The following is an 18,596-nucleotide window of genomic DNA, read 5'->3' as shown; positions in this document are numbered from 1 at the left end:
CATTTTCCTTCTCGACTTGAATTTACTTGGAATCGGGTAGCAATTTATGAGTGCTGATGTGATTTCTGCCCTCTTGGTGGAAGATAATCCCGCAGATGTTGCTTTATTGATGAAATTGCTGCAAAACAGTGATGCAAAATCTTGGCAAATCACTCATGTCAAACGCTTGAAACCTGCATTAGAACATTTGCATAAAACTGAATTTGATGTCATTCTCCTTGACCTTTCACTCCCTGATTCTCAAGGACTTGAAACCGTCATTCAGATTCAAACAGCCTTTCCTCACCTCCCAATTATTGTGCTAACAGGATTAAAAGATGAGTTGTTTGCTCGACAAGCGGTTGCTCACGGTGCCCAAGATTATCTAGTTAAAGGGCAAGTCTCCACAGAACTATTATTGAAGTCAGTGAGCTATGCGATTGAGCGGTCTCAGATCCTGAAAAGGCTTCAAGAGAGTGAGCACCGTTTTCGTGAAGTGTTTAACCAAACCTTTCAGTTCATGGGATTACTCAGCCCCGATGGTGTTGTTTTAGATATTAATCAGGTCGCTACAGAAATCAGTAATTTTCAACACGAACTTGTTCTCAACCATCTTATTTGGGAGTCACCCTGTTGGCAATCAAATGAAAAATCTCAGTCTTGGTTGCAAGAAGCGGTGCTAAGAGCCTCTCAAGGTGAAACTGTGCGCTCAGAACTTCAAGCTCTCTCTCCTAGAGGGACATCATGGTGGTTTGATGTATCTGTCAAGCCTGTGAGGAATAAGGATGGCAACATTACTTTGCTCATAGCAGAAGGGCGAGACATTAGCAAACTCAAACGAGCAGAGGCAGAAATTCGCCGCTCTCTTGAAAAAGAGCGAGAACTCAACCAGATGAAAAATAGCTTTATTGCAATGGTCTCTCACGAGTTTCGTAACCCCATCTCAGCAATTAGCTTTGGGGTTAATTTTTTAGAAGGTTGCGATCTACCAGCAGAGCAAAAAGCACGATGTTTTGAGCGTATTCATCGGGCAATTGATCAAACACTTCACTTGCTTGATGAAATTCTTTTACTCGGTCGTACCGAATCGGGACGGGTTGAAGTTGAATATACTCGACTTGAACTCAAAGAATTTTGCTGTGAAATTGTAGAGAACTTTCAGATCACTCAAGGAAAATCTCATCAGATCATTTTCGTGAGCGAAGGTAATTCCAGTGAAGCCAGAACAGATGCTTCTTTGCTAAAGCACACTCTTGACAACTTATTGTCCAATGCCATCAAGTACTCCCCAAAAGGAAGCGTTATTCGGTTCACGTTGACTTGCCAGGGTGATCAGGCTAAATTCTGTATTCAAGACCAGGGAATTGGCATCCCCCAGAAAGACCAACCGAAATTGTTTGAAGCATTTCACAGGGCTGCAAATGTGTCTGGAATTCAAGGAACAGGCTTGGGACTAGCGATTGTCAAACGATGTGTAGACTTGCAAAAAGGGCAAATTTATTTTGAAAGTCAAGAGAGAATTGGAACTACTTTCACAGTTATCCTCCCACGCAACTTAATACAAATAGAACACAAGCAGGCTGTGGAAGATTACTGTTTTCAATGATACTGAAAGGAGTTTGTCTAGATAGTTCCAATATTGGAACTATAACGTTGGCTAAGCTGTTCAGTTCATCAAAGGCATGGGCTGAACCAGACAGCAATCGCCATGCCCCAACCTGATATTCAATCACGGCTTCACGGTTTGTCCAAATCCAGTTCACTGGCTTTTTGCATGATAATTGAGAACAGATGGATCAATCTCAGGCAGGGTAGGATCTTCTTCAGCCAACCGTTCTGAAGCGATCGAGGTCAGACTTTTGCCCCGTTGAGGATATTTGAGTGCCATGAGTTGAGCTAAATATCCCCCCAGCGACATCCCAACTACATGGGCACTCCGAATCCCATAACCATCCAGAATACAGAACGCATCATCCGCCAGATCTTCAACAGAAGAGTTGATCTGTCCCGGCTCGTAGCTGCTTGAGCGTCCGGTATCTCGGTGATCGTAACGAATCACATATCGTCTCACGGCCGCTAACTGATGGCGGAACGTTTCGGGCCACCAAATGCCAGAAGACATCGCTCCCATAATCAATAAAATTGGAATGTCATCTGGGGAGTCAAAGGATTCTGAAAAAAGGCAAATCCCATTGTTGCGAATTGGTTTGCTCTTTATACGTTGAATAACTCAGTCTAAGTACAACTCGTCGTAAACAGGGGTGGGAATTTGGGGTGCAGGGGTGGAACCCCTGGCCGGGGGCGCAGTCCCCACACCCCCTTGTTTTATTTCCGAACCCTATCTGTGAATAGCAGTACTAAGGAGGTAAAGCAGGAAAGGCTCATCACCAGATCTCTGATCAAACAGGGGTGTGACACACTGCCTCAACGTTATGACCATCCGGATCTAAAACAAAGGCAGCATAATAATTAGGGTGATAGTGAGTTCGTAGACCTGGAGCACCATTGTCTTGCCCTCCTGCTTTTAATGCGGCTTGATAAAATGCCTGAACCACCTCAGGAGTTTCAGCGCGGAAGGCGATGTGAATCCTAGGGGTGTTGACATCTCCCTGCAAGATCCAAAAATCTGGCTGTCCATCTATTCCAAAACCGCCACCAGAAACAGAGCTAGTCCCAGCGGCAGCAAATTCATGCAGCAACTGATAGCCAAGAGGGGCTAAAGATTGAGTGTAAAACTCTTTGCTTCTCTCAAAGTTGCTAACGTTGATACCAGTATGATCAATCATAATTTCACTGCCTCAAATCGGGTTGTCTACTCAGTTTGATGATCTTTTAACTCTAGTTGTTTAGACAGATACTGCACATCGAGTTCGCCATGACTGGCGATCGCTTCCAAATTTGCAATTCCAGCAATCGTATTGTCTGTTCGTCTGTCAGCCTTCACTTGGAATAAGAATCGAACTTCCAAACGGCGATCGTTCCAATGCCAGATCCTAACGCCACTGTAGCGGGGATAACGACAGCACTTCGGGTGATGGCAACAAGGGGCACACAAAGAACAAACATTCTTGTGGCAAAACCCCAAATCGCTTAGGTTGCTTTTGAACGAGGATCTGGGATGGTTTTTGAATACTTATCTAAATCAGGCATAGTAAGCTCCTGAAAGAACTGATGATTGCTTGATTAAAGTTATGCGTTCTTGTCAGATACGTAGCTCATTTGATACAGGGGTAAATAGAACGTTCCAAATGAGAGATCAAGTTGATCTCAGTATCAGAGCGATCGCTCTCAATTCTCTCTTCATTCTCTCCTCTATTCAAGTTAGAGACTTGACAAATGATATTGTCTTCTCAGCTTTCGTTCAAGAAATCGTAGATTTTTGTGAATCATTTCCTTAAAGATGAGTATTCATACATTGATGTGTTGGCAGAACTTTTAGATTAATGAGTTATTTATCCTCGTGCTGTCTAATTCTTGTGTTACTGTCAAAATTTTGCGCTCAATTTTCAGAATGTTTATCGGAAAACCCGTGAGATTTAATACACGCAAAACAAGATGAGTGAGTTTTGCATTATAAAACTCTCTGTAAACCAGCAGATTGACGCAAAATTCTTGCCTGTTTTGTTAAGTCAAAATTAGGACTGGGAGAACATTCTCGCGAACCAGTTTCGATGTCCTTCTGGGGAGACAACTTGACATTTTGAGCATGAGTACACGGTTTACCTATCGCTGGCTCCCCATCCTGCTCGATTCCTACCCATCCTTGATGGGTAAAACTTATACAGGCTTTTGTCAGAAAGGTAGCGATCGCCCCATTTTAGACATTGCCATACTGTACGGCTTCAGTCACAGTCATCTCAGTAAGTAGTTTCGACAGTTAAATCGAGGCATTCATCATCGAAATTGTTGTAATCAAAATTCTGGCGATGATTTTCATCAGGGTTGTGGTTTGCTCAAAGCTCTCAGTACATTAGTCTCACCTGATCGGGTGAAGTGAAAAGCAGAGGCGATCGCTACTCTGAAAAAGCTCTCTCAGATAGAGGAATCATGATTTTCTACCTCTCTATTCTGACTCAATCACAAAATCAGAAACCTGATCCTGAGATCCCTGACACAACACAACCCCTGAAGCAAGAATTACAAATACAGCATCACCAGGCAATCGTGAGAGGCATACACCAAAAAACAAGAGCAAATTATTTTCTAGAGCGGCGTTTGCTTACTTAAAGGGTGTAGAAGGATGGGCAACCTATTGCTGCTTATCCATTGCTACTCTTGCTAAGGATCGTAGATTTAATATAGCTTTGGTCAGAAAGCTTCAAGGAGGCAATGGCTCGAATCCGAATGCTGGGGAAGCTTCCTGACTCGTCTCTGTCCCATCGAATGTGGCTAAGGCTAAAAAAACCGCAAACTGTACAGGTGGGTTTAGCGGATCAATCTGTGTCCCACGATGAGTTTGATAGCGCAACCCACCTCTACCAAATGTCGAGCTTATTGAATTCTCATTCCTAAGAAGCGATCATTCAGTTGCCAGACCATCAGCGAACCAAGCCTACCCAATGACAAAAACATTCTATGCCATCTTAGCTAACTCACTGGTGGCTGCACTGACCAACACCTTTGTCTGGTTTGCAGTCACCTTTTGGGTTTTTCTGCAAACTCAATCCGTGCTGGCGACTTCAGTAATGGCGGGTGTGTATATTGGGACGGTTGCCATCTCTGGTTTTTTTCTCGGCTCGTTAGTCGATCGCTACCGTAAGAAAACTTCGATGCTACTGTCTAGCATCTGTTCTCTTATCTTTTACATACTTGCTCAAATCATTTTTAGTTCTACATCACCCTCTGTTTTTACCGATGTATCCAGCATTCCACTGTGGATTTTTATTGTGCTAACTCTGATGGGGGCGATCGCAGGTAACATCCGCATCATCGCTCTACCAACCCTCGTCACTCTCTTGATTCCTGAAGCAGAGCGGGATAAAGCCAATGGTTTAGTGGGCACTGCGAATGGTGTATCGTTTCTTATCGCTTCTATCTTCAGCGGATTGGCGATCGGGTTTCTGGGTATCTATTGGGTGCTCATTTCTGCGATTGTTTTGACGGTTGCTGTCATCCTGCATCTGGTAACTCTCCCCATTCCCGAACAAACGATTATTCATTCAGAACATCACACCCAACACATCGATATTCGCGGGACGATTCGGGCGATCGCGCTCGTCCCTGGATTATTTGGACTAATTTTCTTTAATTGCTTCAACAATTTCTTGGGTGGGGTCTTCATGTCCCTGATGGATGCCTATGGTCTATCGCTGGTGTCAGTTCAGGTGTGGGGAATTTTGTGGGGGCTTTTAAGTCTGGGATTCATTGTAGGTGGTCTGATTGTTGCCAAACGAGGTTTAGGGGAAAGCCCATTACGAACCCTATTCCTGGCAAACATTGTCATGTGGGTGATTGCCGCTGGCTTTACGGTTCAAGCCTCTGTTGTATCGTTAGCCATTGGGATGTTCATTTATCTCTGTCTGATTCCAGTAGTTGAAGCCGCAGAACAAACAATCCTACAAGCTGTTATTCCATTGGAACGTCAAGGGCGGGTCTTTGGCTTTGCTCAAAGCATTGAGCAAGCCGCATCACCACTGACTGCATTTATGATTGGTCCGATCGCCCAATTTGTTTTCATCCCATTTATGACCACGGGAGCAGGCGTGGATCTGATTGGTGACTGGTTCGGCACTGGAGCCAATCGTGGCATTGCACTTTTATTTACATTAACCGGACTCATTGGGCTAATGGTAACGTTACTGGCAATGCGATCGCACGCTTATCGGCAACTATCCGCAAAGTATCAAGAACACGGGTTAACAAATTGAGTTGTTATTATTACCTCTGCGATGAACTTACGCCCTGCCACCTCCACTGATTTAGACCTCCTGCGACACTGGGATGAACAACCGCATGTGATCGCCTCTGACCCAAATGATGATTGGCACTGGGAAGAGGAACTCGATCGCACCCCTGATTGGCGAGAACAATTGATTGCAGAGATCGACGGGCGAGCAATCGGATTCATTCAAATTATCGATCCAGCACGAGAGGAGAGCCATTACTGGGGAGATGTAGCAGAGAATCTGCGGGCGATCGACATCTGGATTGGAGCGGAGACAGATTTAGGCAAAGGCTATGGCACCCAAATGATGCAGCTTGCTCTTACCCGCTGTTTTGCTGACCCATCGGTAACGGCAGTTCTCGTTGATCCGCTGGTCAGTAATACTCGCGTTCACCGCTTTTATGAACGGTTGGGATTCCAATGTGTAGAGCGTCGCCAATTTGGGGACGATGATTGCTTTGTTTATCGGCTAAATCGAGAGAATTGGCACCGTTCGGAAGAAAAAGAGGTCAATCGATGAGTCCATATGTGCTTGGTTTTCAGGACATTGATAAAACCAAAATTGGGGTTGTTGGAGGTAAAGGCGCGAACCTGGGGGAACTCTCCAGAATTGCAGGAATACTCGTACCTGATGGCTTTTGCATTTCGACGATTGCTTTTAAAAGAATCATTAGAGAAACGCCTTCGATTCACAAATTACTGGACCAGTTATCGCTTCTGAAGGTGGATGACCGGGATAAAATCCGTGAAGTTAGCGGTGAGATTCGCAGGATCATCGAAGGGATTGCTATCCCTGAAGACATTGGTGGAGCGATCGCCTCATCCTTTGATAGCATTGACCAACTCTGAAACCGGGCAACACTAGGATCATGGCGATAGGCAAGGAAGCGATCGAGATCCGCTTCAATAAATCGCCTCAGCGTCAGTCGTTCAGTGTATTGAGGAAGAAAGTTTGCTGGAAAGGGTATAGCTTCTCTCATTTCAGCCTCCGAGATAAGTCGGCTCCAGCACGGTTTCTTGAACAACCCCATCCTGCCGTTCCACACGATAAGCTTTTGCATGGGGTCGAGAACTCACAATCCTTGCCAGTGTTCCGTTGATGAAATGCAAGCCAACACCATCATCGGCTGCATACCCATCTGGTAGGAGTCCCTCTGCCACCATTTGATGATAGGCAGGTCTGCGATTTGCTTCTCCATCGTAATGAGGACAATGGCTTCCTTGGAGAAAGCCGAGACAGTTAAGCGGCTTCAGAACACCATTTCCAGGATAATCACTCACACCGGATTCAAACCAGCATAAGGAACCCGCACTTAAACCACACAGAATTGTTCCTCCTTCCCAGGCTTCTTTCAAAAAGCGATCTAACTCCCACTCTCGCCAAAGGGCAACTAAGTTTTTGGTGTTCCCCCCACCCACGTAAATGATGTCCTGTTCCAGGAGAAAACTCCGTAGGTCGAGAGTCTGTGGGTTAAATAGGGAAAGATGACTGGGTTGGCAGGAGAATTTCAAGAAGGCAGAGTAGAACTTGACGATGTAGCGATTGCTGTCTCCACCTGCTGTTGGTAGAAAGCAGACTTTGGGCTGTGCCTTATTCACCAACCCAAGAATGTATTGATCCAGAAGAGGATTATCGGGTTCCATTGAGAAACCACCGCCACCCATTGCCACAATATGTTTATCTGGAGGAGATACAGACATTTTTCTTCAGCTTTAACGACACCAATATCAGTGGAGATAAGAGAATAACATGGTTCATCAGGAATACATTAGCCTACCAACGAAAGGGCATGGAGATATGCATGATTTGACTCAACAGATCAGCCACATTGTCCAAAAAGCAGGCATTCGGATGGGAATGGTGAATGTGTTTAACGTGGGCAGCACGGGCGCAATTGGTGCCATTGAATTTGAGCCAGGGCTTCAACGAGACTTACCTGAATTGCTAAACAAGCTAATTCCACCCAGTCGGGATTACGGGCATGAGCAGACCTGGCATGATGGCAACGGGCATTCCCATCTCCAGGCAACCTGGCTTGGACCATCCCTGACCGTACCCATCGAGCAGGGCAAGCTAGTTCTTGGAACATGGCAGCAGATTTTTCACCTGGAATGTGATGTCAAAGCCAGACAACGCAAAGTGATGGTGACGGTCTACGGGGAGTAGTCCAGTCACCATCGCATATTACAGATTGAGAGATTGAACACTCAAATCCTTTAAGGTAATTGTGAAGTGCCGTTGTTCTCTTGTTGCAATAAAAGAAACGATCGCTTCACAAGCCACAGCTACCGTTAACATCACCAAATTACGTGCGAGTGGATAGTCACAGACATCATCATTGATATCAGATGGAACTCGATACACATCATTCCAGATTACTTCTGCGTAATCCGCAGAGAGTCCAGCATGAAGGCAGGGAGTCTGAGTGTGAGTGGCATAATCTTTGACAACTCGACGAGCAACGCTGTTATCGAAGACATCCACAATTAACCCACTCTCTTTGAGTAGTTGAGCAGCATTTATCGAAGTCAGTTCTTTGGTTTCTGCCTCTACCTTAGTTCCGATCGCCCGATACAAGTTATTCGCCAAAATCTTAGCCTTGAATGCCCCAACATCTGAACGGTAGTAGGGCTGTGTGGAAAGATTGCGTTCTTCGATGCGATCGCGATCGATCACCTTGAGCTTACCAAAGCCAGCACGAGCTAAGTTCTCAGCCAGGTTTGCACCCAACGCTCCTGCACCACAGATGGTTACAGGAAACTCTTTTAGCTTTGCCATGACGGTATGCGTTCTGTAAAGCTGCTCATGAAAAAAGATGCTCATAGTCTTACCACTCCCGGTGTTCCATCACACCCACTAACGATTGCAGGTCGAAGTCGCGAACAGCTTTGCTGAGCCGAAGGCACCGCATCCACTAAGCAAATACCAGAACTGACAACGGTTAGATCCTCTTTGGCGATTAACGCAGAGCGCAACTGCGAAGCAACCGCACTGTTATGACGAACACCATCGGATGTTGTCCAATCCACTGTCCAGTAATCTCCTCGATCCTGGAACTGATGTAGTTCACCGCCACCCAGTTTGAAGCCAGTTTATTTTCCTAGCTAGGTTAAATTGCTGTCATCAAAGACAGTCGTATGACTGCTTTCAAGGATTTTCCGTTGACTATACTAAATTCGAGCAAGCAGGACAAACCCTCGGTAGGGAACATAATGAACCTGTAGTAGCCTGATCTCAAGTCAAGTGCCTTATCCATTAGGCGAGTATGTAAGCTTTTTCAGTTAGGGCACGAAGTGCAGATTGAATTTGCGATTCCGCACAAGTTAGAAAAGCGGTTGATACATTCAGACACTCTGCTGATTGAGCTATCACCCCATTGCTGCCTACAGGCGCAGTTCCCATAAGGGGTGTCTAGCGGGACTTGAACCCTGCTAATGCCTTGCTTCACAGGCAAGTGTCTCGACCACTTCGACTTTAGACACCATAAAGTTGATCTGTGCTGATTTGCAGATCCCTGCAAGGGGTCGCTACTGCTACTGAACGACGGAGCAATGAGTGGGAAGTGACGGGATTCCTTCGGAGTGCTACGCGAGCGAACCGCCCTCTCGCCGTCTTCGGCACGTGAGCACCAGCTTCACCAACTTCCCAAACAGTTCAAATTTTGGCGGAGGCTAGGAGAATCGAACTCTTGACGGTATATTTCACCCGCAGGCGTTTTCAAGACGCTTTCCTCGTCCGTGCCGGACAACCTCCCTGTTTGGCGAGAACGGAAGGAATTGAACCTTCATTCTTCGGTTTCGTAGACCGATGTGTTCATCCAGTTACACCACGTTCTCAAAGGCGGAGCGAGCAGGAATTGAACCTACAGTGGCGATGAAACCACGACTGTTTAGCAAACAGTTTGCCTTGCCAATGGCGACCTGGAGATTAGTTAGGCTGTGCAATTAGAGAAAGCAATGCCGTTCCAGATAATAGATTTTCTGAAATTAGCGGAGTGCTTGTATGTGTTGAACAAGAGATAGATTGTCCTGATTTATTAACTCGTCTTGAAGTGGTGTAGAAGTAGCGTAGAAGTGTCGGAGTAATGATTTTTTAATAACTCTAAAAGCCTCAAAGGAGAACTGTTTTTAGTAAGGGAGAGAGTGTTCATTGGATTGGCTTCTCTATGGCTCACGTTATGCTACAAACATAATACAACATACTACGGACGTCAAGAGGGTACTAAACTTTTTTTGAGACGGGAGAGCACGACTGTCAGGAAATGCTTGTATCGCTCTCCCATAGGGAACTTGCCCACTATGCCGGAGAGGAAATGTAGACTTCGCTCATCTACCACAACTTGTAGATCAAGAACTCGGTGCAGTGCGAAACAGTTCCCCGCTATTATCTATGTCAAATATTCGAGCAACCTTTAGGGCGTGTAGCGTAGCTGATCCCTTCGGACACGCGCAACAAAATGAATAATGTGTGATTACAGGTCAGACCATACAGCCGTTGCTCTTGTTGCATCTGTTTCACAAACAGCATCTCATCGCCATTGGTCACTATGCCAAAACTGGGTCGTTTTGAGTGAGGCTTCGTCACTAGATACACCAGAGCTTGTCAAGAAATAACTTCATGGCTTTAGGATTAGACTTAAGAGGTTAACTATCAGACCCGGAGTACCTGGATGGGGAGCCAAATCATTCATCAGTGCCAGTGTTGGGAGTGCCAGGAGGGAAAGGAACCGACTCAGTCGCACTATGAACAACTGAATCTGTTGATGAGTCGATTGAATGAACAGCAACGACGATGGATGGCAGCGTTAGAAGCGAAACGGCTAGGACATGGGGGAACGCAACGCTTAAGCGAGATCACGGGATTGGACATCAATACGATTCGACGGGGACGACGGGAACTTGATGGGGGGTTAGCCAATCGACCCGTTGAGCGAGTTCGAGTGGCTGGAGGTGGGCGCAAACGGATAGAAAAAAACTAGCTGGAGTCGAACAGGCATTACAAGCGACCGTGGAAACAGAAACAGCAGGAGACCCATGCGGAGCAGGCAAATGGATTCGTCAGAGTTTGCGTCGCATCAAAGCTAGTTTGCTGGGCATCGGGTTTCTGCTGAGTCATAGCAGCATTCGACGATTGCTCAAGCAGCAGGGTTATTCACTCAAGTCCAACCGCAAATCGGTGGCGACCACTCAACACCCAGAGCGAGATCCGCCGTTCCGCTACATTCGTCGAGTCAAGCAACGATTTATCCAATCAGGGCATCCGGTCATCAGTGTTGATACCAAGAAGAAGGAACTGATTGGTAACTTCAAAAATGCAGGGCAAACCTGGACTGGGCAGGCTGAAGCCGTCAATGACCATGAATTTCCTCAAGATGCCATTGCCAAAGCAGTGCCCTATGGGATTTATGATCTAGTGCATAATCAGGGCTTTGTTTATATTGGCACATCCGGTGATACAACCGCTTTTGCAGTCGATGCCATTGAGCGATGGTTTGAACGCAAAGACCGTCCTCGCTTTGCTGATGAAAGCAAGTTGTTGATCCTGTGTGATTCCGGGGGGAGCAACGGTTACCGGGTTCGTAACTGGAAGCGTCAACTGCAACAGCAATTAGCAGACCGCTATGGAATTGAGGTGATGGTTTGCCATTATCCATCTGGTGCTTCCAGGTGGAATCCGATTGAGCATCGTTTGTTCAGTTTTATTTCGCTCAATTGGGCAGGCAAACCGTTACGTTCCCTCAATCGGATGACGGCTCTGATTCGAGGCACAACAACTCAAACCGGGTTAACGGTCAAAGCCTGCCAACTCAAGGGTCGCTATCCCACTAAAGTCAAAGTTTCAGACGAGGAAATGGCGGCACTCAAACTCACTCATCGCAAGATTTGTCAGCACTGGAATTACATTCTCCATCCTCGCACTCAAATCCCCAAAAAGCATGAACTTATTTATTTACAAGCCCTTACGCTGCGTCTGTTGATTAACCTGTTGGCGATACTGCCCTGGTGTGATGTTCAGAGTTCTACGAAATACTGTGGTCATGTGGCTTTGACTACCAAAGCCAACTTCATAGGCGATCGCGGCGATAGACATTTGGCTATTTCTGAGTAAGTGTTGCGCTTGCTCTATCCGACAGCGTAAAACATATTGGTAGGGCGATAATCCCGTCGTACCTTTGAAAGTATGAGCCAGGTAATAGGGACTCACGCCAACATGATGAGCAATCTGATAAAGTCTCAAATCACTGCTTGAATGAGCCTCAATATACTCAAGCACGGTTTTTAACTGCTTGGCTGTTAAGTAATCTGGAACTCGTTTCAACCGTTTAGAGACGGTAGATCGGTTCTGGATGACGTGTCCCATAATCAGGGTGGCAAGGGACTCCAAATACAAGGAACCGCCCCAGTGGTGAGCATCGGTAAAGAAGGCGTGTAGAGCTTGAGCCAGTTTTGTTCCTTTGGTGCTGGGCTGAATTTGCCCTGGCACTAGCTCAACGGTTGCTTCATCGGTGTATTCAGCCATAATCCGCGATGCAAGAGGCTGCTTGTATGCCAGGAGGATGCAGCAACCCGCCGTTTCAATGGAGCGATATGTGCTGCCCTGAGGAACGACATCATAGCCTCCTGGGATGGCGTGATAGGGGATTAGCTTGTCAGAGTCAAAAGCGGCAATGCCATGACCCGGCTGAAACCGAGTTGAAATAAATTCAAACGGAGCCAACAGATTCACTTCTAGCTGTCCTGGTGTGAGCATTGCAGCAGTCAAATGAGGCGTTTCTAGCCAGTGCCCCCAGGTTGGCAACTGGTTAAGAGGAGTGTGATCCAAGGGAATTCTGCGATCGCCTGCTGGAAAAACACGCTCGACTAACTCACTCATTTGCCGCTCCTAACGGATGAAAAGTTCACCCTCAAGAATTGAAAAGACAACAGCAGGAGACTTCCGTAAGGTGAATAGCATCCCTTAACGATGACGTCTACTTTTCATCCATCATGACTGATTTAGTGCCGATTTCAACCCTTTTCGTGGGGTTAAATGGATTGCTTGCCTTTGTCCTCTCCTACATTGCCGCATCGGAGCGAGTCAAAACACGAGTCTGGCATGGGGAATCCAAAGACGATGTTGTGATGCAGACTGATCCACTGACTAATCCCAGTCCCTGGGTATTAACAATCGAACGATTGACGCAACAACAACTGGAAAAAAGCAAAATAGATGCGGGGGCACTACAGCGTAAAGTCCGAGCACATAGCAATTTTGCCGAGTATGTTCCGCAGGGATTGCTGTTTCTGGTCGTGCTGGAATTGATGCAGGCGCAAAGTTGGTTAATCTGGTTGTTAGGTGGGGTACTCACGATCGCTCGAATTGCCCATGCCTATGGATTGATGACCAAGTACGGTCCATCCATCAGTCGTGCTACAGGTTTCTTTCTAACCTGGTTTGTTTACATCATCGGCAGCGTTGCTTGCCTCTACTATGGTGTTCAAGGGCTGATCCGACTATGACCTTTTGATAGTATTGTGCTTTCTATGAACTTACATAATTCATCTTTGCTAATGGGCGATCGCCCATTTTGTTTGAGTCGCAATATCGCATCTGGTTATCGCCTTGCTGTGGCATAAGAGACTTTGTTTAGGGCGATCGCTGTTCTCAAATCACTCAGAAATAGTGAATTCAGTGGTGCGGACAAAAGCACTATCTTTGAAGCTCAGCATCCCCTCCAAAGGCTCTCACAATCGACTCCCACAATCCATCCTCAACCTCGCTCTTCCTACTATTGAGCATGTTCATTTTGATTGCAAGCGAATTGTTGCATAGCTTCCCTCATCTCAGGAATAGGTGGTAGTAGAACCACACATTCCTACCACCCTCTACAACAATGGAGCTTGACACCATGAAATTATCTTCTTTAACAGCTATCTCTATTGCCCTCGTTGGTATTGGAGTCATGACTGCACCCGCGATCGCCACAGAAGCACCTTCCTCAGGGGTTACCCTTGACTCATCCACAACCGAACCATCAAATAGCCAACCCTTTATCATTCGCGATGGTGCTACTCTACTGCCCATCGAAGGGCAAGATTGGCGGATTGAACGCCGCGTTGTTCTGCCCATTGCGACCTCGTCTGACTTTGCTGATCCATTGACTCTGTTTGCTGAGCCTGTGGAGTTTGCGGGCTATACTGACTTGACAGACGAGTTGAGCATTAGCTTACAGACTAATGAAGCTGGAAGCGATCGCCGCGTTGTTGCTGAAGTGCGGGTATCGTTCTAGCTCATGGCAGAAAGAGCTAGTTGGGCGTCAGGGCGATCGCTTGACAAGGACAGGCACTTCGGCAGATGATGCTCACCACAGGAGAGGATCATCATACTCCCTAACAGACTCTGGTTCTGGGTTCTACTTCGCCACACTGAATGGGGCTTTAGGCTTAACTGCAACCGATGTTGTGATTCAAGCATAAGATGTGATCGAAAACTCTAGAAGTTTTGGGATCTTGGCGGTAACTTTCTGTCATGGCGGGTAGTTTTCATACCAGTTCTGAGGATACAACCATGAGCCGATTGCATCGAAGAATATGGTTTGTAACGAGCCTGATCATGGGTGGGCTGCTGTGTACTCCACCGATCGCTGCTCAAGTTGTGCCTGATGACACATTGCCTCAAGGAGAGCGATCGCAAATTTCAGGGAATCCCAACTTTCAGATTGATGGGGGAGCCAGACGAGGGGGCAATCTCTTCCACAGCTTTAGCCAGTTCTCAGTGCCGACAGGTGGGTCTGCCTACTTCAACAATGCAGCGGATGTGCAAAACATTTTCAGCCGCGTTACGGGTCGGTCAATCTCAAATATCGACGGTGTGATTCGAGCCAATGGCACTGCCAATCTATTTTTGCTTAACCCGAATGGGATCATCTTTGGTCCCAATGCCAGCTTAAACATTGGTGGTTCATTGGTAGCCAGCACAGCCAGCAGCATCCAGTTTGCGGATGGAACTGAGTTTAGTGCGATCAATCCCTCAGCCTCTCCTCTGCTAACGATTAGTGTGCCAATTGGATTGCAGTTCAATGGTCAGCAAGGTGACATTGTGATGCAGGGCACTCCTGAGAATCCCGTTACTGAAATCGGCGATGCGGGTCAGTTGCTGGATACAGCCCAACCGATCGATGCAGCGGATGGAACGCGGTTTAATGCGATCGCCGGCAATTTGAACTATGACAACGATGTTGACCTGTACCAACTGTATTTGAGACAAGGAGTGCCATTCCAAGCAAGTACGGTGAGTGGCACGAACGTTGATACTCAGTTGTTTTTATTTGATAGCAGGGGCGTGGGCTTGCTCACCAACGATGACAGTTCTAACACCCTTCAATCGGCTCTCCCCTTAGACGCCCCCATCATCCCTGCGGTTTCCGGCACCTACTACTTGGGCATTTCCAGCCAGTTTAACGCGCCCCTTAGTTCAGAAGGTAGGATCTTCAGTCAGTTAGAGGAGCCAAACGGGCCTGGAGCAGGTTTGCCTTTAAGTAGTTGGAATACGAGCCGTGTTAATGATCGCGGTCCTTATGTGATTACTCTCGTCCCTCAATCCTATTTTCAGGTGCAACCGGGCAGAACAATCGCGCTGGTGGGTGGCAATGTCACACTTGAGAGATCAAATTTGCAGGCTTTAGGGGGTCGAGTCGAGTTAGGCGGTATTGCCAACTCAGGCACTGTCGGGCTGAATGTGAATGGCGATCGCATAAATTTGAGTTTCCCCAATCCGGTAACGCGAGCCGATGTCACCTTAAGAAATAGTGGCATTGACGTGAGAAGGGCAAATGGCAGTATGAGCATTGTTGCCCGAAATATTGATATCACCAGAAGTTTACTGCGAGGCGGCATTCCCAATAATTTGCGTTTACCTGATGCTCAAACCGGAGATTTGGATCTGAATGCTACGGGATCTATCACGTTTGGTGATAGTAGCAATTTGGTAGCAGCCTTGGAAGGAGAGGGGGCGATCGGCAATATCAACCTCACAGCAGGTGAGCGCATCTCTATCGATAACGCTACGGTGGACCTTAGAGTGGTACCAGAGGGGGTTGGTAACGCTGGCGACATCAACATCACGACGGGATCACTTTTTCTCCGCAATTCCGGTAGAGTGGTTGCCTTTACGTTCGGACGTGGAGATGTCGGTAGTCTGAATATCAATGCCCGTGATACGGTTTCTGTAGAGGGTCGAAATATTGGTGGGTTTCCCAGTCGTCTATCCAATTCTGTATTTTCAGAAAGCATTGGTAATAGTGGTGGCATCAACATCACAACAGGATTGTTTTCTGTCACGAATGGGGCTAGGGTCAATTCCACCACGGTTGGGCAGGAAGATGCAGGCGATATCACGATTAATGCCCGCGACACCGTTCTTTTTAGGAATTCCGCTGGCCTTCCGGACTCTCGTACTCAGCTAGAAACTAGCACGTTTGGTGACGGTAACGGTGGCAACATCAACATCACGACGGGATCGCTTTTCATTGCCAATGGTGCGCGGATGTTCTCCAATACCCGTGGAAGCGGGAATGCAGGCAATGTGACGATTAATGCCCGCGATGTTGTCTCTCTGGATGGGGAAAACCCCAACGGACGTGGAAACGAAAACCTTCTCTTCACACTCAACAGCACGATCTACACACAAGTAAATTCAGGATCTGTGGGTCCCCCAGGCAGTGAATTGAGGTTTAGAGGTACGGGTCGAGGCGGAGATGTGACTATCACAACGGGGTCACTGTTTTTGACCAACGGAGGTGCTGTGAATACTGCCACACAGGGTCAAGGCAATGCTGGTCGCGTCACGATTGTTGCGCGGGATACTGTACAGATTCGTGGCACAGCCCCGACTCGTCCTGATGAACCTAGTGGGGTGGTTACTTCAGCGACATTAGGATCGGTCGGAAACGGGGGAGATGTCATTATCAGAACGGGTTCACTCGCTGTTTCCGACCGAGGGAGAATCAATACGAATACACAGGGACAAGGCAATGCTGGGAATATCCGTATTCGAGCAAATGATACGGCCTTGTTTGATGATGGCGATGCGATTAGTACCGTTGAGCAAAGTGCAGTGGGCCGGGGCGGCAATATTAATGTTGAGGCGCGATCGCTCTCAGTTCTCAATCATGCTCAACTGATTGCCTCCACCACTGGAAATGGCAATGCAGGTAATATCACAATTAGCACTGACAGAGTGAGCTTAAACGGGGGTGGACAACTGGTCACCACAACATTGAGGAACGGTCAGGCGGGTAACATCACCCTCAATACGCCACTTCTTCAGCTATCGGGAAGAACCAGTGGTCTGTTTGCGGGCACAACCAGCACTGGAAATGCCGGGAATTTAACGATTCAATCGCGTGGCAATGGGCAAGCTGTGCGGGTAGAACTAAGTGCTGGTGCCCAAATCTCTGCCTCGACTGCCAGTAGTGGTCGTGGGGGTCGGCTCACCATTACGGCTCCAGATTCCATTACCTTAACTGGCAATGGCTCTGTCATCTCCGCCGAGACTAGCGGTAGAGGAGTCGGGGGGAACTTAACCCTGCAAACCGCAACCCTCAACATCCAAAACCAGGCTCAAGTGACCGTTAGCAGTTCGGGCAGAGGTAGTGCAGGTTCTCTGTTTGTCGATGCCGATCGCATCTTTCTAGACAACGGAGGCAGAATCCGGGCAGACACCTCAGGCGGTGGCGGGAATGTTAGTTTGCGATCGCCCCTCATCGTCTTACGCAACGGCAGCAACATCACCACCAATGCCACTGGTAGGAACATTCCCGGTGGCAACATTGGAATTGATACGCGATTCCTGGTGGCAGTACCCAACGAGGATAGCAACATCAGTGCCAACTCTGAAGACTTTAGAGGGGGCAATGTCAGCATTGAGGCGATCGCCCTTTATGGCATCCAACCGAGTTCGACGTCCACCCCCTTAAGCGACATCACCGCTACTGGCGCAACGTCTGCTTTACCCGGCACAGTGGATGTCACAACCGCAACCGTTGATCCGACGGTTGGGTTATTAGCGTTACCAACGGATGTAGCGGATGCCTCTCAACTTATCGCTCAAGAGTGTCCTGCGAATGAGGACAATTCCTTTGTCATTACAGGTCGCGGTGGCTTACCTCCCACACCCGAACAACAACTCGATGATGATGCCCGATGGAGCGATCGCCGCAGGTTAGTTGTACCATCACCGAACTATGAAAGAGACAACAATCATCAGCCGTTGAACGATCAGAGTCAGAGATTACAGGACAATAATCGCATATCTAACTCTGAAATCACTGAAGCAACGCAGTGGTTAATGAGTTCTAGTGGAGAAGTTGTATTAGTTGCCAACACACCTCACTCAACAGTTCAACGTATGTCAAATGGGGCGATCGCCTGTAGCAACAGAAGATAACACCTCAAGAATCAATTTCAACTTGACCAAGCACTTATTCAGCTTAAATCAGCCAAGATTCATCTTCATTCGATAGTGTTTCAGATTTGTTACTACTGACCCCCGGCTGTCGCCGTCCCCCTTACCAGGCTACTGTGTACACAGGTCTGGGCTTGCGCCCAAATTCGATGCAGGGTTGTTTCAAGGTTTGAACACCAGGCATTAGAGGGTTCTCCCCCAAACCCTCCAGCAGAAGGTATTTCGATTTACCCAAAAGCGCGCTTCGCATCGGTTCCAAGTACGGGTGTTTCTAATCGGGTCAAGTCC

18 protein-coding genes, 3 tRNA genes and 1 pseudogene are annotated in these 18,596 nt (G+C 47.4%); 12 read left to right on the top strand and 10 right to left on the bottom strand.

Going from position 1 to position 18,596, the window contains the following annotated elements; genetic code table 11:
- The first annotated feature begins 46 nt into the window (after window positions 1–46).
- Entirely contained in the window at window positions 47–1,585 is a 1,539-nt protein-coding gene (locus H6G89_RS20825; protein ID WP_190509952.1) for a sensor histidine kinase, read from the top strand.
- A 153-nt stretch (window positions 1,586–1,738) separates the two neighbouring features.
- Here the strand turns inward: H6G89_RS20825 and H6G89_RS34520 are convergent, their stop codons facing one another.
- The 3 genes from H6G89_RS34520 to H6G89_RS35830 all read right to left on the bottom strand — a co-directional run bounded on the left by H6G89_RS34520 (window position 1,739) and on the right by H6G89_RS35830 (window position 2,923).
- Window positions 1,739–2,101, bottom strand: coding sequence for an alpha/beta fold hydrolase (locus H6G89_RS34520; protein WP_199336845.1), 363 nt, complete (start codon window positions 2,099–2,101; stop codon window positions 1,739–1,741).
- Between the two features lie 277 nt (window positions 2,102–2,378).
- Window positions 2,379–2,765: a VOC family protein gene (locus tag H6G89_RS20815; protein ID WP_190509951.1), complete on the bottom strand. Its 387-nt coding sequence runs from the start codon at window positions 2,763–2,765 to the stop codon at window positions 2,379–2,381.
- A 26-nt stretch (window positions 2,766–2,791) separates the two neighbouring features.
- Entirely contained in the window at window positions 2,792–2,923 is a 132-nt protein-coding gene (locus tag H6G89_RS35830) for a hypothetical protein (protein WP_255519468.1), read from the bottom strand.
- A 762-nt stretch (window positions 2,924–3,685) separates the two neighbouring features.
- Here H6G89_RS35830 and H6G89_RS20810 point away from each other — a divergent pair.
- From H6G89_RS20810 to H6G89_RS20795, 4 genes are all read left to right on the top strand, one after another.
- Complete coding sequence (locus H6G89_RS20810; protein ID WP_190509950.1) at window positions 3,686–3,847, top strand: hypothetical protein; 162 nt, start codon at window positions 3,686–3,688, stop codon at window positions 3,845–3,847.
- Window positions 3,848–4,538: 691 nt separating this feature from the next.
- Complete coding sequence (locus tag H6G89_RS20805) at window positions 4,539–5,846, top strand: MFS transporter (RefSeq protein ID WP_190509949.1); 1,308 nt, start codon at window positions 4,539–4,541, stop codon at window positions 5,844–5,846.
- 21 nt (window positions 5,847–5,867) lie between these two features.
- Window positions 5,868–6,383: a GNAT family N-acetyltransferase gene (locus H6G89_RS20800; protein ID WP_190509948.1), complete on the top strand. Its 516-nt coding sequence runs from the start codon at window positions 5,868–5,870 to the stop codon at window positions 6,381–6,383.
- Window positions 6,380–6,712, top strand: coding sequence for a PEP/pyruvate-binding domain-containing protein (locus tag H6G89_RS20795; protein ID WP_242060040.1), 333 nt, complete (start codon window positions 6,380–6,382; stop codon window positions 6,710–6,712). Before H6G89_RS20800 ends, H6G89_RS20795 begins: the two co-directional genes overlap by 4 nt.
- Before the next feature lie 132 nt (window positions 6,713–6,844).
- Here H6G89_RS20795 and H6G89_RS20790 read toward each other — a convergent pair whose 3' ends face one another.
- Window positions 6,845–7,564 (bottom strand): peptidase E, encoded by a 720-nt coding sequence (locus H6G89_RS20790; protein WP_190509946.1) that lies wholly within the window; start codon window positions 7,562–7,564, stop codon window positions 6,845–6,847.
- A gap of 49 nt (window positions 7,565–7,613) precedes the next feature.
- Here H6G89_RS20790 and H6G89_RS20785 point away from each other — a divergent pair, with 49 nt between their 5' ends.
- The gene (locus tag H6G89_RS20785; RefSeq protein WP_190509944.1) at window positions 7,614–8,030 is read left to right on the top strand and encodes a secondary thiamine-phosphate synthase enzyme YjbQ; all 417 of its coding nucleotides are present in this window, start codon (window positions 7,614–7,616) and stop codon (window positions 8,028–8,030) included.
- Between the two features lie 18 nt (window positions 8,031–8,048).
- Here the strand turns inward: H6G89_RS20785 and H6G89_RS20780 are convergent, their stop codons facing one another.
- From H6G89_RS20780 to H6G89_RS20760, 5 genes are all read right to left on the bottom strand, one after another.
- Window positions 8,049–8,687: a HesA/MoeB/ThiF family protein gene (locus H6G89_RS20780; RefSeq protein WP_190509942.1), complete on the bottom strand. Its 639-nt coding sequence runs from the start codon at window positions 8,685–8,687 to the stop codon at window positions 8,049–8,051.
- Entirely contained in the window at window positions 8,684–8,893 is a 210-nt protein-coding gene (locus tag H6G89_RS20775; RefSeq protein WP_309230063.1) for a hypothetical protein, read from the bottom strand. Before H6G89_RS20775 ends, H6G89_RS20780 begins: the two co-directional genes overlap by 4 nt.
- 377 nt (window positions 8,894–9,270) lie before the next feature.
- A tRNA-His gene (locus H6G89_RS20770) sits at window positions 9,271–9,346 on the bottom strand.
- A 180-nt stretch (window positions 9,347–9,526) separates the two neighbouring features.
- Window positions 9,527–9,617: transfer RNA gene (locus H6G89_RS20765), tRNA-Ser, on the bottom strand.
- 5 nt (window positions 9,618–9,622) lie between these two features.
- Window positions 9,623–9,700: transfer RNA gene (locus H6G89_RS20760), tRNA-Arg, on the bottom strand.
- An 833-nt stretch (window positions 9,701–10,533) separates the two neighbouring features.
- On the opposite strand from H6G89_RS20760, the gene H6G89_RS20755 reads away from it, so the two are divergent.
- Window positions 10,534–10,842, top strand: coding sequence for a transposase (locus H6G89_RS20755; RefSeq protein ID WP_190509940.1), 309 nt, complete (start codon window positions 10,534–10,536; stop codon window positions 10,840–10,842).
- Between the two features lie 29 nt (window positions 10,843–10,871).
- Window positions 10,872–11,765, top strand: a pseudogene (locus H6G89_RS20750) (ISAzo13 family transposase); the annotation flags it as partial.
- Between the two features lie 48 nt (window positions 11,766–11,813).
- On the opposite strand, the gene H6G89_RS34515 reads toward H6G89_RS20750, so the two are convergent.
- Window positions 11,814–12,737 carry a helix-turn-helix transcriptional regulator gene (locus H6G89_RS34515; RefSeq protein WP_199336844.1) on the bottom strand — a complete coding sequence of 308 codons (924 nt, stop codon included), beginning with the start codon at window positions 12,735–12,737 and terminating at the stop codon, window positions 11,814–11,816.
- Between the two features lie 113 nt (window positions 12,738–12,850).
- Between H6G89_RS34515 and H6G89_RS20745 the strand changes: the two genes are divergently transcribed.
- From H6G89_RS20745 to H6G89_RS20730, 4 genes are all read left to right on the top strand, one after another.
- Window positions 12,851–13,363: an MAPEG family protein gene (locus H6G89_RS20745; RefSeq protein ID WP_190509936.1), complete on the top strand. Its 513-nt coding sequence runs from the start codon at window positions 12,851–12,853 to the stop codon at window positions 13,361–13,363.
- Between the two features lie 389 nt (window positions 13,364–13,752).
- The gene (locus H6G89_RS20740; RefSeq protein ID WP_190509934.1) at window positions 13,753–14,133 is read left to right on the top strand and encodes a hypothetical protein; all 381 of its coding nucleotides are present in this window, start codon (window positions 13,753–13,755) and stop codon (window positions 14,131–14,133) included.
- Complete coding sequence (locus H6G89_RS20735) at window positions 14,081–14,320, top strand: hypothetical protein (protein WP_190509932.1); 240 nt, start codon at window positions 14,081–14,083, stop codon at window positions 14,318–14,320. Before H6G89_RS20740 ends, H6G89_RS20735 begins: the two co-directional genes overlap by 53 nt.
- Window positions 14,321–14,411: 91 nt before the next feature.
- A complete protein-coding gene (locus H6G89_RS20730) occupies window positions 14,412–18,290 on the top strand; it encodes a two-partner secretion domain-containing protein (RefSeq protein WP_190509930.1) in 3,879 nt (1,292 codons plus the stop codon).
- Window positions 18,291–18,596 lie beyond the last annotated feature (306 nt).

It is taken from the genome of Oscillatoria sp. FACHB-1407 (assembly GCF_014697545.1).
Lineage (GTDB): Bacteria > Cyanobacteriota > Cyanobacteriia > Elainellales > Elainellaceae > FACHB-1407.
This window is presented reverse-complemented; position numbering and strand designations above follow the sequence as displayed.